Genomic DNA, 12,585 nt, shown 5'->3' on the forward strand with positions numbered 1-12,585 from the left:
CGATGAAAGGGGTTATTTTTGATTTTAACGGCACGATGTTTCAAGATTCGCATCTGCACGAAAAAGCATGGTTTTTCATGGTGAAAAAATACGCGCCGAAAACCATTTCTGATGAAGACATTTTCGTTAACATTCACGGGAGAACAAACAGTGAAATCCTGACGTATTTTATTTCCGGCGATTTAACAAATGAAGAAATCAAGAAGCTGTCTTTTGAAAAAGAAGCCTACTACAGAGAATTATGCCTTGAAAACAAAGATGAGTTAAAGCTGACGAAGGGACTGACCGGCGTATTGAACCATCTGAAAAAATCAGAAACGCCAATGACCATTGCCACGGCTACGGTAAAGGAAAATGTCGAGTTTTACTTTGACGTCTTTCAGTTGGATCGGTGGTTTGATTTTGACAAAGTCACGTTTGATGACGGGAGCTTCCCCGGAAAACCGGCGCCGGATATTTTTCTCATCGCATCGGAAAAGTTAGGCCTCAGGCCTGAAGAATGCTTAGTCATTGAAGATGCCTTTTCGGGGCTCACAGCGGCGAAAAAAGCAGGTGCAGGCAAGATTATGGCCATTGACCCGCTCGGAAAAAACCGCGCGCTATTTGAAGAAAAACAGCTGGCGGATGACGGGATACTGACAGATTTCACCTCGTTTTTTGAGGTGATTGCCGGACGTTCTGTTTGAGAGATGCAGTTGGATTGAGAGTGATCTTTACTTTAATGTGATATGCCTTTGATTGAAGCTATTATGAGCTTCATTAAGGATTCATCGAGAGGTGTTATTCTATATTACTCTTATGTACTAAGTTTTTAGTAAACTGCTGGCCGATAACCGAGAAGTGAAAACCAAATCACTTTTAAATTGAGAGGCTTTTTCAATATTTCTTTGATCAAAAGTAAGTGATCTTGGATCGCTTAGTTAAATGAATCTCTTGTCATATGATCGCCATCTATAAATGAGAATTATCACAAAGATGAGAGGGATGAATAAATTGACAGAGAAATATGAAAAGTGGACAAGATTACTTGATATGATTGAACCTAATTATGCTTTTGAATCAGCTGTTGTGGGTAACTCCATTTATGTATTAGGAGGTGCACGTAATCAAGAATATAACAAAAATTATAGTTTTGACACCATAAGTCAAAAATGGACGCAAGGATTAGATATACCCACGCCCAGGGTAGGTTCATGTACAGCAGTGATAGGTAATTATATTTATGTATTGGGCGGTTATAAGGGAGCAAATGTTTACAGCTCTGTAGATGTTTATGATACTAAAACAAATACATGGGGAAGTGCACCTGATATTCCGACCCCGACCTGCCATGCATCAGCCGCTGTTATTAACGATACAATTTATTTGATTGGGGGATTCGACACCGATGCTGCTCATTCGCAACATTATGCTTTTGATACTTTATCCAAAACTTGGAGTGTTAAAAAAGCGCCCCCAATTAATATATATGCAACAGAAACTGAAGTTTTTAACGGAAAGATTTATTTAGTTGGTGGGCAAACTAAAGAAGTAGTTCAAGGACATATCAGAAGCGATCTAAACGAATATATTCACGAATATGATCCTGTTTTGGATAGATGGAATCGTAAAAAATTTTTAGGACCTTTGCAAAATACATCAACGGCTGTCCTTAATAATAAGATTTACATTATTGGCGGTAGAAAAAATCCAAGTGTGATTGAGCCTTTAACAAAAGTATATGATCCAATTAAAGATGAAATTAGCGTAGAAAAACCCTATCCTTTTGAAAGATATGATGCCAGAATAGCCGCAGTTGGAGACAATCTTTATCTTTTTGGCGGTCTAACGCCGTCTGGATATGCATTAGAATATCTGCATGCTCTTACTCCGGTAAAAACCGAAGAGGATAAAGATAGAGAACCAAAGAATCCTGACGAACCACCAAATAAACAGCCCGCCAGTAATCGGGCAATTCTTCTTGTTACAATGACCACAGGTCTTGAGAAAGAATTTGATCTTTCAATGGAAGAGATTAAAGATTTTATCAGATGGTATGATCAAAAAAGTTCTGGAATAGGCTTATCTAGATATGTTATCGAGAAGCACTATAATAATATAGGCCCTTTTCAAAATAGAAGGGACCATATTGTTTTTGGGAACATTCTTACTTTTAATGTGAATGAATACACTTTAGATAAATAAATAATTACCTGTTTCCTTCTGCAGCCCTCTTTTTAAAAAGAGGGCTTTTTTTATGAGGTGCTTATTCTTTTTCAGTTGCGCTTTTGTTTTTGTATAATGATTTTCTCATTGAAGGCGGCATTTTTTGGATTAGAAAGTGTTCGCCTTAATTGAGATATTGGTTGAATTTATAGATTCGCAGAGATAAAGGGAGTCGTAAAAGATATGCCGTTTGCGGATTTCAGCCTGTCTTTTGAGAAGGATCATTCTTCAATGACGCTTATTTCCCCCGTACCGAAAAAAAGTGAAACACGTTCTCCTCGCTTTTCATAGGTTTTGATAAGTCCTTCCTGCCCTTTAAGTTTCCAGCCTTTTTCGGCTATTTCCAATTGGTATAAACCGCTCGGACCTTCTTCTTCTTTTGCGAAACGGTATGTATAGTTTGAAACGTATTTTCCTTTTTCATATTCCTTTGTTTTGCTGTGCATAGCAAATAATGGAACCGGGAAATCCGGGTGAGAAACAGATGCTTTATATCCTCCCAAAATAAATAAGCTAAATAACAATAATATAAAAAACCACAGAATATATTTCATAAAACCTCCTTATGTCAATTAGTCGGTGCATTTTAAAAAAAGATACACAGCATGATTGGGGTGTAAAAGCAGGTAAGAAGATAAGGAAAGGAGAGAGACGGATGGAACTTGATTTTGTGATTCGTCTGGCGGTTTCAGGTCTGCTTGGGGCTCTTATTGGATTGGAGAGAGAATTCAGGGCGAAGGAAGCCGGTTTGAGGACGCATTTTTTAGTGGCCGTCGGCAGCGCCTTGATGATGATCGTTTCCAAATACGGCTTTTTTGATTTGTTATCCAACAGCCATACGTCCTTTGATCCGAGCCGGGTGGCGGCGCAGGTCGTCAGCGGCGTCGGATTTTTAGGAGCCGGCACGATTATTTTGCAGCGGCATGTCGTGCGGGGGCTTACGACGGCTGCGGGGATTTGGGCTACGTCGGGCATCGGGCTGACGATCGGGGCAGGTATGTATGTCATCGGCATCAGCGGCACGATTTTGGCGTTAATCGGGCTTGAACTGTTAAATTTTCTGTTTAAACCGGCGGCGCATTCTTTGTCTGTCAGTTTCAGGATTGAGGAGAAAGCCGTCATGCATGATATTTTAACTTCTCTTGAGGAAAAAGGAATTCTTATTACGTCCTATGAATTGAATAAGGCGGTGCTTGAAGTGAAGGGAAGGGTGAAAAGCAAAAGCGGGAAAGCGGCAGTAATGGAAAAAGTTCAAGCTCTCCCGTATATTCTGTCGGTCAAAGTTGAATAGCAGACAGGGGAAGCCTCCTGTCTGCGGTCATTTCTTTTAAAACATTAATACCAAGGATAGAACGGGATATACGGCCGCGGATAGTATGGATACGGTCTGGGGAAATAATAAGGCGGCCGCGGATAGTATGGATATGGTCTGGGGAAATAATAAGGCGGCCGCGGATAATGATATGGCACCCGTTCGTGGCTCTCGGCTGTGTATTCATGATAGAAAGGATCGTACAAGAGGAAAACCTCCTTTTCAAATGTTGGTTCCGTTTACCTTATTCCTGTATGCCAGGTATGGTGTACGTACAACGGGCAAAAAAAAGACGCCGGTTATCATCCGGCATCTTTTTTTACACTTTCACATCAATTGAATGTCCGGCAGTCGGGTGCTGGGACGGCAGCATTTTCACTGTTTCTTCCGCCGCAGCCTGTGCATGCTGCATGACCGTTTTTGTTAAAGCGATATTTACATTCTGCGCCAGAGATGCTTGGTGCATAGCGATTGATAACGCAGGGATATCCATAGCTTCCACCTCCTTATCCCTTCATATCGGCGGCATGCTCCGATTATGAAGGGGACTGGCGGTTTCTTTTTACGGCCCATTCTAAAAATGCGGCAGCGCATACCCCGAGGGTATAGGCGAAAATGTCACTCCAGACAAATTGCCAGCCGAGGATCAGCCCGCCGAGCGTGCTGCTTCTGATTGCGTCAATCCAAGGCGCGTGATACAGCTGGCTGCATTCAATCAGACAGCAAAACGAGAGGCTCAAAAATGCGGCTGTTTCCGTCCGGATGTTCCGAAACAGAAGCCCGGATCCTGTAAAAATCATTGCCGCCCACAAGGCATCTCCTAAATAAGCGTTTATGATGCCGGGCAATAGGGCGGTGATGTATGCGGTTCTGGACAGCAAACCGAGGGCGATGATAAAAACGGTACATATTCCGTATGTCAATGGATGTCTATTCACTTCACACTGTTCCCCTTTTTTTTGTACTCCCATGTATTGTAAGGAACGATGGAAAAGCTGTCTATGAAAAAACGGCCCGGGAGGCCGCTTTTTTTGCGTTATCTGGCTTTTAGGTTGACGTGGTCTGCTTTTTGGTCACTGCCGATGACGAAGCTGAGCTCATACTGCCCCGTATGGTAGACGTAATCTGTTTCGCCCGTTTTGGGCACTGTCAGGATTTTGTCAGCGCTGCCGATTTGTTTGCTTAAGACGTCAGGTGTGACGCTGCCGAGGTTTAAGCGCCGCTCGACCCCTGTTCCGAAATAGCGTATTTCCGAGATTTTTCCGTTTTTATGATAGGAAAATCCATAACCGGGGTTTCCCATGTTCCAGCTGTATAAATCAAATGGATTGCGGCTGTCTGCTTTTTGTTCCGGCTCGCCGATTTTATCGTAAACGTCCTGTCTTGTGCTTTGGTTGATTTTCAGGCCTCTCACATTTTGCGGCATTTCCCCTTTAAACGCCGATTGGTAAAGGCTGTTCACCAGTTCTTGTGCACGTTGATTTTCCGTTTTTGAAGCGGCTGCGGCATGGACGGGCTGTGTAACCGAAAATGCTTCTGCGCCGAATGCGCATCCCGTGAGCATCACTGCCGATAATCCCGTGGCGAGTGTTTTTTTCTTCAACATATGTGAACGCCTCCTTTTTACCGCTCATACCCGTATGTTTCATGAGATAAACGAGATGTTTTAGTGAAAGGCCGGCTGGGAATCATAGAGGATGTATAGAGGGGTACAGAAAGGGGAAAAGAAAATGGCTGGTACAAAGAAAGTTACAATCAATGGGGTTGAAATGGAAGCGCCGGACGGCCAAACCGTTTTGCAGCTTTTGAACAATAGTTCAATTGACGTGCCGCACGTGTGTTATCATCCGAGTCTCGGGCCGATTGAAACGTGCGATACCTGTATCGTCAATGTTAACGGGGAACTGGTGCGTTCGTGTTCCGCGCAAATAAAGGACGGAGATGTCATCGATACGCTTTCGTCCGATGTGAAAAAAGCGCAGATTATGGGCATGGACAACATTTTGCACAACCATGAATTGTACTGCACGGTCTGTGATTACAACAATGGGAGCTGCGAAGTACATAATACCGTAAAGGAAATGAAAATCAATCATCAAAGCATTCCGTTCGATCAAAAACCGTATCCTAAAGATGAATCAAATCCGTTTTACCGATATGATCCCGACCAGTGCATTTTGTGCGGACGCTGCGTCGAAGCCTGTCAGGACGTACAGGTAACCGAAACGTTAAGCATTGATTGGGAGCGGAAACGCCCGCGGGTCATTTGGGATCAGGATGTGCCGATCAATGAATCATCATGTGTTTCCTGCGGACATTGTTCGACGGTATGTCCGTGCAATGCCATGATGGAAAAAGGCATGGAGGGCGAAGCGGGGTATTTAACAGGCATTAACCAAGAGACGCTTCGGCCGATGATTGACATCACAAAAGGGGTCGAAACCGGATACGGATCGATTTTGGCCATATCGGACATGGAATCGGCCATGCGGGATGAAAGAATCAAAAAAACGAAAACCGTATGCACTTACTGCGGTGTCGGCTGCAGTTTTGATATATGGACGAAAGGAAGAGACATTTTAAAGGTAGAACCTCAGGCCGAGGCGCCAGCAAATGGCATTTCGACGTGTGTGAAAGGGAAATTCGGCTGGGATTTCGTCAATAGTGAAAAGCGCCTTACCAAACCGCTTATCCGGGAAGGAGACTCGTTTCGGGAGGCGGAATGGGATGAAGCGCTGCAGCTGATCGCTGATAAATTTACCGATATAAAAGAACATTTCGGCCCGGACGCACTTGCCTTTATCACATCTTCCAAATGCACGAATGAAGAATCATACGTGATGCAGAAGCTTGCGAGAGCCGTCATCGGCACAAATAATGTCGACAACTGCTCACGCTACTGCCAGTCTCCCGCCACGGCCGGATTGTTCAGAACGGTCGGATACGGCGGTGATTCAGGGTCGATTACAGATATAGAAAAAGCTGAGCTCGTGCTGATTATCGGCTCAAATACGTCTGAGTCTCACCCCGTCCTGTCCACACGCATTAAACGTTCTCATAAACTGCACGGACAGAAGCTCGTTGTCGCTGACTTGCGAAAACATGAAATGGCCGAGCGCTCCGATGTGTTTTTCCAGCCGCGTGCCGGATCAGATATTGTCTGGCTGAATGCCGTATCGAAATATCTGCTTGATCACGATTTGGCGGATACTGCATTTCTGAAGGAGAGAGTGAACGGATTAGATGAATTTGTGAAAAGCCTTGAACCTTATACAATGGAATATGCGGAAAAACATACCGGTGTGGACAAGGATACCCTAATCAAAGTGGCCCGGATGATTCATGAAGCCGGCAGCGTGTGCGCACTGTGGGCGATGGGTGTCACCCAGCATATCGGAGGGAGTGATACGAGCACGGCCATTTCCAACATGCTTCTTGTGACCGGAAATTACGGCAAGCCCGGCGCAGGCTCATATCCGCTTCGGGGCCATAATAACGTGCAGGGAGCCAGTGATTTCGGCAGTATGCCTGACAGCTTCCCCGGTTATGAAAAAGTAACGGATGAAAAAGCCCGCAAAAAGTATGAGCAGGGCTGGGGAACAGACTTGCCGAAAGAAATCGGAATGACAAATCATGAAATGATCGAAGGCATCCACTCAGGAAAACTGAAGTCCATGTACTTAAAAGGAGAAGAAATGGGGCTTGTCGACTCCAATATTAACCATGTTCATGCCGCATTTGAAAAGCTTGATTTCTTCGTTGTGCAGGATATCTTTCTTTCGCGTACGGCCGAGTTCGCCGATGTCGTGCTTCCGGCAAGCCCGAGCCTTGAAAAAGAAGGGACGTTTACGAATACGGAACGGAGGGTGCAGCGCCTTTACAAAGTGTTTGAACCGCTGGGCGATTCAAAGCCTGATTGGCAGATCATTACGGACATCGCCAACCGTCTGGGCGCTGATTGGCACTATGAACATCCGGCAGACATTATGGAAGAAGCGGCGATGCTTTCGCCGCTCTACGCAGGCGTCACTTACGAACGTCTCGAAGGCTACAATTCACTGCAATGGCCGGTTGCAGCGGACGGAACCGATTCACCGCTTTTATTTACGGATAAGTTCCCGTTTTCAGACGGCAAAGCGATTCTATATCCCGTTCAGTGGACCGAGCCGAAAGAATTTGGTGAAGAATATGATATCCATGTGAATAATGGGCGGCTGCTCGAGCATTTTCACGAAGGGAATCTGACTTACCGATCAAAAGGAATATCCGAAAAAACACCGAGTGTGTTCCTTGAGGTCTCGCCCGAACTCGCCGAAGAAAGAGGGCTGGAAGACGGAACGCTTGTCCGTCTGACATCACCGTACGGAAATGTGAAAGTCAAATGCGTCATCACAGACAGGGTAAAAGGCAAACAAGTCTATCTTCCGATGAACGATTCAAAAGACGCCGCCATTAACCTTTTGACAAGCAGCTATGCCGATAAGGATACCGATACACCGGCTTATAAAGAAACATCAGCGAAGATGGAGATTTTGAAAAAAGAAGGCGTTAATCCGCTTCCGAAAATCAATTTCCGTTACGGAAACCCGCAGCCGCAGATCGGTGTCCGGGTTGATCGGAAATGGGCGCGTAAAGATTATGTATTCCCGGGAGACGCCGTAAAAAGGGGGAAACAGCAAAATGGCTAAAGCAATCAGCGGCATCCGAAAACAGACCGTCACAGAAGAAGACAAACGAAAAAAGGACTTAGAAGAGATCGAGACGGCTCTTTTACGAAATAAAGACGCGATTTTGGAATCTCTGCATATTCTTCAGCACATGAACGAGCGCGGCGTTTTGGCGCTTCTGCGCGGGCTCTTCGGCCAGGGAGACAAAGTGATGGATATCCTCGTGAAGAAGGCGAATACTCCGGAAACGGCCAATATGCTGAAAAATCTCCTGTTGTTAAGCGGCGTTCTCGGCATGCTCGATGTAAAACAGCTTGAGCCGTTTATCGTTAAAATCAATGCGGGGGTCACAAAGGCCGTCGAGGAAAAAGACAGCGGCAGGAAGACCGGGTATTTTGATATCGTCCGCGCTTTAAAAGACCCGGAAATCAACAAGGCCGTCACTCTGCTGTTTTCTTTCCTGAAAGGCATGGGCGCTGATACGGACGATATGGAAAGAAATACGCAGCCTCCTGAAGACCAAAAGCAGCACCAGAAACCGCAGACGAATGAGTGAACATATCTCCCGAGCCTGGCCGAAGGCTCGGGTTTTTTGTGCGCTTCTGCTGTTTTCTTGGGAGAAATTTCACCTCCGGATTCATGACTTTTGTTGTGTTATGTTAATAGTTCAGGTTATGAATAGAAAAAAATTGAAAATATGTGCTAGGATAAAATTCAAGGTACGTCAACTATTCAAATATGAAACAATCAGGAGTGATGAAACATGAGTAAGCTGAGGAGCACGAGACAAGCCATCCAAAGAACCCTGATGAAAGGAAAAAACGGCCTGGACGTATACAACCCTTTTCCTTGGTACGAAAAAATGAGACGGGAAAGCCCTATACACTTTGATGAAGAAACGAAGGTTTGGAGTGTGTTTTTATACGATGATGTCAAAAAAGTCATCAGTGATAAAGAGACGTTCTCAAGCCTCATGACTGATGTGAAAAGCTCGATTGCAAAGTCCATGCTGAATATGGACCCGCCGAAGCATACCCAAATCAGATCCGCCGTCAATCGCGCTTTCACTCCCCGCGTCTTGAAGGAATGGGAGCCGAGAATTAAAGACATTACCGATCATCTCCTGAAACAGGCAAAGAACAAAGGGCGGATTGATATCGTTAAAGATCTCTCTTACCCTTTGCCGGTCATGGTGATTTCAGAATTATTAGGCGTTCCGTCCGAACGTATGGATCAGTTTAAAAAATGGTCGGACATTCTCGTCAGCATGCCGAAAGATGCGAGTCCTGAAGCGGCGGAGAAAAATCAGCAGGAACGTGACCAATGTGAGGCGGAGCTGGCGGCGTTTTTTGCGGAAATAATAGAAAGCAAACGAAAACAGCCCGGCCAAGACATTATCTCTATTTTGATAAAAGAGGAAGAAGAGGGAGAGAAGCTCACGGCAGAAGATCTGATCCCGTTTTGCAACCTGCTTTTAGTGGCGGGAAATGAAACAACGACTAATCTCATTTCAAATGCGGTTTACAGCATATTAGAGACGCCCGGCCTTTATGAAGAGCTGAGACAGGACCCTTCTCTCATCGCGCAAACGGTGGAAGAAACGCTGCGTTTTCGCGCTCCCGCTCCGTTTGTCAGAAGGACGGTCCGGCACGACACTAAACTTCGCGGACGCCGCTTGAAAAGCGGGGAGATCGTTCTCTGCTACGTTGCATCTGCCAACCGTGATGAAAACAAATTTGAGAAGGCGGGCGTATTTGATATTCATCGCCAATCGAATCCGCACCTTTCCTTCGGATTCGGCGTACACTTCTGCTTAGGCGCTCCGCTTGCCAGACTTGAAGCGGAAGTCGCGCTGAAAGGAATTGTAAAAGCCTTTTCACACCTTGAGCCGATCCGGATTGAGCCGATCCGAAACAGTGTCATGTACGGGCTGGAGTCTTTAGAAGCGGAGATAAACGAAAATAAGGGAGAAGAAAAAAGATGAGAAAAACACACATCGCCATTATTAATGTGGCCGCTCACGGTCATGTCAATCCCACGCTGCCTGTAGCCGAGGAACTTGTCAATCGCGGGTATAAAGTGACATTCGCTACGACTGAGGAATTTGAAGCTTCCGTTGCCAAAACGGGCGCCATTCCCGTTTTATACCGCACAAGCATAAAGGCGGACCCGGAGACGATAAAAGAACGGGTAAATAAAAATGACGCGTTTGTGATGTTTCTGGAAGAAGCGGTTGAAGTGCTTCCGCAGCTGGAAGAGCTGTACAAAGACGACCTTCCTGACATCGTCCTGTTTGATTTTTTAGCTCTTGCCGGAAAATTGTTTGCGGATAACGGCGGCATCCCGGTCGTAAAGTTCTGCCCGAGCTATGCAATGAATGAGTATTTTCAATTAGGAAGAGACGAAGAAACACTGGAAGCGGCCAAACAGGCGATAGAAGAATACCAGGAGCAGATTGAAAATGAACAATTGAAACGGATGACAATGGAAGAATTTTTCATGCCTGAAAAACTGAATATTGTCTTTATGCCAAGGGCCTTTCAGCCGAAACAGGAAACCTTTGATGAACGATTCTGTTTTGCGGGTCCGTCTCTTGGAGAACGCACAAATACGGGAAGTCTGGAAATTGATGCAGCCGATGACCGTCCGCTTATGCTCATCTCACTGGGAACGGCGTTTAACGCCTGGCCTGAATTTTACCAGATGTGTATTGACGCGTTTCGGGACTCGGACTGGCGGGTTATTATGTCAGTCGGCACAACAATTGATCCGGAAAGTTTTTCGGATGTCCCCGATCACTTTATCATCCGCCAGCACGTTCCTCAGCTTGATGTGCTGGAGAAAGCAAAGCTGTTCGTATCTCACGGCGGGATGAACAGTACAATGGAGGCGATGAATGCGGGTGTCCCGCTCGTTGTCGTTCCGCAAATGCACGAACAAGAGGTTACCGCAAAGCGTGTGGATGAATTGGGGCTTGGCGTGCATCTGCCGCCGAAAGAAGTCACTGTGGCCCGTTTGCAAAAAGACGTTCAAAACGTATACGGCGATAAAAACATCCTCAGCCGCGTGAAAAGCATGCAGCAGAAAATAGAAGAAACCGGCGGCCCCAAACAGGCTGTTTGCGCCATTGAAGAATTTTTGAAAAATGCGGCCGTCGAAAATTGATTGAGAAACAGGCAGCGCACCGGAAGACGGCTGCCTGTTTTGTTATATGTTTTTCTTCATGCCGCATCTCCGGCATTCCCTCAAAAATTTTCCGCCCTTCACTGAGCTTTTAAACAGCGTGTAGTCGCAATTGTCACATCGGCCGCTGTGAACATCAGGATATTCATTGAACTCATAAATGACCGAAGTATCGTATCCTTTTGTCTCGAACTCTTTTTTTGTTTCCATGATTGAAAATCCCTCCGCGAATCAAATCGTTCTGCCCGGTTAATGATACAGCAACTGCACGGGGGATTCAACGGGAGCATAGCTTGATTTTCCCGGCTGATTGCGTAACAATAATAGAAATAAATGACGGCCTGCCATAGGGCGCCCGGCATCTGAAGGGAAGAAGAAAACAGCGATGGGAAAAGGATTGAACGGGAAACGGATTGCCATCGGCGGTTCGCGGAAAACAGAAGAGATCACAAGATTAATAGAAAAGCAGGGCGGAACGGCGGTCGTCCGTTCCCTCCAAGGAACCGTATACCTGGCGGAGGATCAAATTGAACCCGACGTAAGAACATTTGCCGGGCAAAAAGCCGACTGGGTAATATTCACCACAGGCATCGGTACGGAAACGTTATTGTCGGTATCGGAAAAAATCGGTCTGAAAGAAGAATTTTTAGCGGCCGTTCATGAAGCGAAAATCGGCTGCAGAGGCTATAAAACATATGCGGCCTTAAAAAAGCTCGGCATCACGCCGCATGCCTCAGATGAAGACGGTACAACAAGAGGGCTGATCCGCTCCTTGGAACGATTTGACTTTAAAGATAAAAAAGTCATGATACAGCTTCATGGCGAAAAAGCGCCGGTCTTAACGGAGTTCCTTGAGAAAAACGGAGCGGAGGTATTCCCTGTTCTGCCGTATCAGCATATTCCGCCTGAAAGGGAGACGGTTGATAAACTGCTGGGAGAGCTGTTAAACGGAGAGGTCGATGCCGTATGTTTTACAACAGCCATTCAAGTGCGCTCTCTCTTTGATTATGCAAAAGAAAAAGGATCCACAAAAGAATTGCAGCAGGCATTCGAAAAACAAGTGCTTGCCGCCGCAGTCGGCAAAGTGACGGCTGAAGCGATCCGGGATGAAGGGGTAAAGAGGGTCCTTGCTCCGGACATTGAGCGGATGGGAGCGATGATTATTGAATTATCCCGTTACTATGAATCTCTGACCTTGTCATAAACCATCATTCAGCA

Annotated in this window: 13 protein-coding genes and 1 pseudogene; 8 read left to right on the plus strand and 6 right to left on the minus strand. The window is 45.7% G+C overall.

From position 1 onward, the window contains the following. Window positions 1-2 precede the first annotated feature (2 nt). Both V7728_RS16290 and V7728_RS16295 read left to right on the plus strand, forming a co-directional pair. Window positions 3-686: an HAD family hydrolase gene (locus V7728_RS16290; RefSeq protein WP_099566648.1), complete on the plus strand. Its 684-nt coding sequence runs from the start codon at window positions 3-5 to the stop codon at window positions 684-686. Window positions 687-984: 298 nt separating this feature from the next. Next, the gene (locus V7728_RS16295; protein WP_223252785.1) at window positions 985-2,184 is read left to right on the plus strand and encodes a Kelch repeat-containing protein; all 1,200 of its coding nucleotides are present in this window, start codon (window positions 985-987) and stop codon (window positions 2,182-2,184) included. A 242-nt stretch (window positions 2,185-2,426) separates the two neighbouring features. On the opposite strand, the gene V7728_RS16300 is transcribed toward V7728_RS16295, so the two are convergent. Then, complete coding sequence (locus V7728_RS16300) at window positions 2,427-2,759, minus strand: hypothetical protein (RefSeq protein ID WP_025284582.1); 333 nt, start codon at window positions 2,757-2,759, stop codon at window positions 2,427-2,429. A 101-nt stretch (window positions 2,760-2,860) separates the two neighbouring features. Here V7728_RS16300 and V7728_RS20540 point away from each other — a divergent pair. Then, window positions 2,861-3,257 (plus strand): annotated as a pseudogene (locus V7728_RS20540) (MgtC/SapB family protein); the annotation flags it as partial. A 283-nt stretch (window positions 3,258-3,540) separates the two neighbouring features. Here the strand turns inward: V7728_RS20540 and V7728_RS16310 are convergent. The 4 genes from V7728_RS16310 to V7728_RS16325 form a co-directional block, all read right to left on the minus strand. Next, window positions 3,541-3,723, minus strand: coding sequence for a hypothetical protein (locus tag V7728_RS16310; protein ID WP_072177299.1), 183 nt, complete (start codon window positions 3,721-3,723; stop codon window positions 3,541-3,543). Between the two features lie 113 nt (window positions 3,724-3,836). Beyond that, window positions 3,837-4,010 (minus strand): YjfB family protein, encoded by a 174-nt coding sequence (locus V7728_RS16315; protein ID WP_012117340.1) that lies wholly within the window; start codon window positions 4,008-4,010, stop codon window positions 3,837-3,839. Between the two features lie 43 nt (window positions 4,011-4,053). Continuing rightward, the gene (locus V7728_RS16320) at window positions 4,054-4,455 is read right to left on the minus strand and encodes a ribosomal maturation YjgA family protein (RefSeq protein ID WP_099566650.1); all 402 of its coding nucleotides are present in this window, start codon (window positions 4,453-4,455) and stop codon (window positions 4,054-4,056) included. A gap of 98 nt (window positions 4,456-4,553) precedes the next feature. Next, complete coding sequence (locus V7728_RS16325) at window positions 4,554-5,123, minus strand: YjgB family protein (RefSeq protein WP_099566651.1); 570 nt, start codon at window positions 5,121-5,123, stop codon at window positions 4,554-4,556. 124 nt (window positions 5,124-5,247) lie between these two features. Between V7728_RS16325 and fdhF the strand changes: the two genes are divergently transcribed. The 4 genes from fdhF to V7728_RS16345 all read left to right on the plus strand — a co-directional run bounded on the left by fdhF (window position 5,248) and on the right by V7728_RS16345 (window position 11,349). After that, window positions 5,248-8,205, plus strand: a complete 2,958-nt coding sequence (gene fdhF, locus V7728_RS16330) for a formate dehydrogenase subunit alpha (RefSeq protein WP_099566652.1) — start codon at window positions 5,248-5,250, stop codon at window positions 8,203-8,205. Then, window positions 8,198-8,740, plus strand: coding sequence for a DUF1641 domain-containing protein (locus tag V7728_RS16335; protein WP_012117344.1), 543 nt, complete (start codon window positions 8,198-8,200; stop codon window positions 8,738-8,740). The genes fdhF and V7728_RS16335 overlap by 8 nt, the downstream gene beginning before the upstream one ends. Before the next feature lie 207 nt (window positions 8,741-8,947). Beyond that, the gene (locus V7728_RS16340) at window positions 8,948-10,168 is read left to right on the plus strand and encodes a cytochrome P450 (protein ID WP_099566653.1); all 1,221 of its coding nucleotides are present in this window, start codon (window positions 8,948-8,950) and stop codon (window positions 10,166-10,168) included. Beyond that, entirely contained in the window at window positions 10,165-11,349 is a 1,185-nt protein-coding gene (locus V7728_RS16345) for a macrolide family glycosyltransferase (protein ID WP_099566654.1), read from the plus strand. Before V7728_RS16340 ends, V7728_RS16345 begins: the two co-directional genes overlap by 4 nt. A gap of 42 nt (window positions 11,350-11,391) precedes the next feature. On the opposite strand, the gene V7728_RS16350 is transcribed toward V7728_RS16345, so the two are convergent. Further along, window positions 11,392-11,577 (minus strand): hypothetical protein, encoded by a 186-nt coding sequence (locus tag V7728_RS16350; RefSeq protein WP_003154919.1) that lies wholly within the window; start codon window positions 11,575-11,577, stop codon window positions 11,392-11,394. Window positions 11,578-11,752: 175 nt separating this feature from the next. Here V7728_RS16350 and V7728_RS16355 point away from each other — a divergent pair, with 175 nt between their 5' ends. Then, window positions 11,753-12,571 carry a uroporphyrinogen-III synthase gene (locus tag V7728_RS16355; RefSeq protein WP_032871243.1) on the plus strand — a complete coding sequence of 273 codons (819 nt, stop codon included), beginning with the start codon at window positions 11,753-11,755 and terminating at the stop codon, window positions 12,569-12,571. Window positions 12,572-12,585: the final 14 nt, after the last annotated feature.

The sequence above is a fragment of the Bacillus sp. JHAA genome, assembly GCF_036961585.1.
Lineage (GTDB): Bacteria > Bacillota > Bacilli > Bacillales > Bacillaceae > Bacillus > Bacillus velezensis.

Bases quoted from the DNA above. Each gene is read 5' to 3' on its own strand.
- V7728_RS16325 (WP_099566651.1), bottom strand. From the start codon at position 5,123: ATGTTGAAGAAAAAAACACTCGCCACGGGATTATCGGCAGTGATGCTC.
- V7728_RS16340 (WP_099566653.1), top strand. From the start codon at position 8,948: ATGAGTAAGCTGAGGAGCACGAGACAAGCCATCCAAAGAACCCTGATG.
- V7728_RS16295 (WP_223252785.1), top strand. From the start codon at position 985: ATGAATAAATTGACAGAGAAATATGAAAAGTGGACAAGATTACTTGAT.
- V7728_RS16290 (WP_099566648.1), top strand. From the start codon at position 3: ATGAAAGGGGTTATTTTTGATTTTAACGGCACGATGTTTCAAGATTCG.
- V7728_RS16335 (WP_012117344.1), top strand. From the start codon at position 8,198: ATGGCTAAAGCAATCAGCGGCATCCGAAAACAGACCGTCACAGAAGAA.
- V7728_RS16315 (WP_012117340.1), bottom strand. From the start codon at position 4,010: ATGGATATCCCTGCGTTATCAATCGCTATGCACCAAGCATCTCTGGCG.
- V7728_RS16345 (WP_099566654.1), top strand. From the start codon at position 10,165: ATGAGAAAAACACACATCGCCATTATTAATGTGGCCGCTCACGGTCAT.
- V7728_RS16350 (WP_003154919.1), bottom strand. From the start codon at position 11,577: ATGGAAACAAAAAAAGAGTTCGAGACAAAAGGATACGATACTTCGGTC.
- fdhF (WP_099566652.1), top strand. From the start codon at position 5,248: ATGGCTGGTACAAAGAAAGTTACAATCAATGGGGTTGAAATGGAAGCG.
- V7728_RS16355 (WP_032871243.1), top strand. From the start codon at position 11,753: ATGGGAAAAGGATTGAACGGGAAACGGATTGCCATCGGCGGTTCGCGG.
- V7728_RS16300 (WP_025284582.1), bottom strand. From the start codon at position 2,759: ATGAAATATATTCTGTGGTTTTTTATATTATTGTTATTTAGCTTATTT.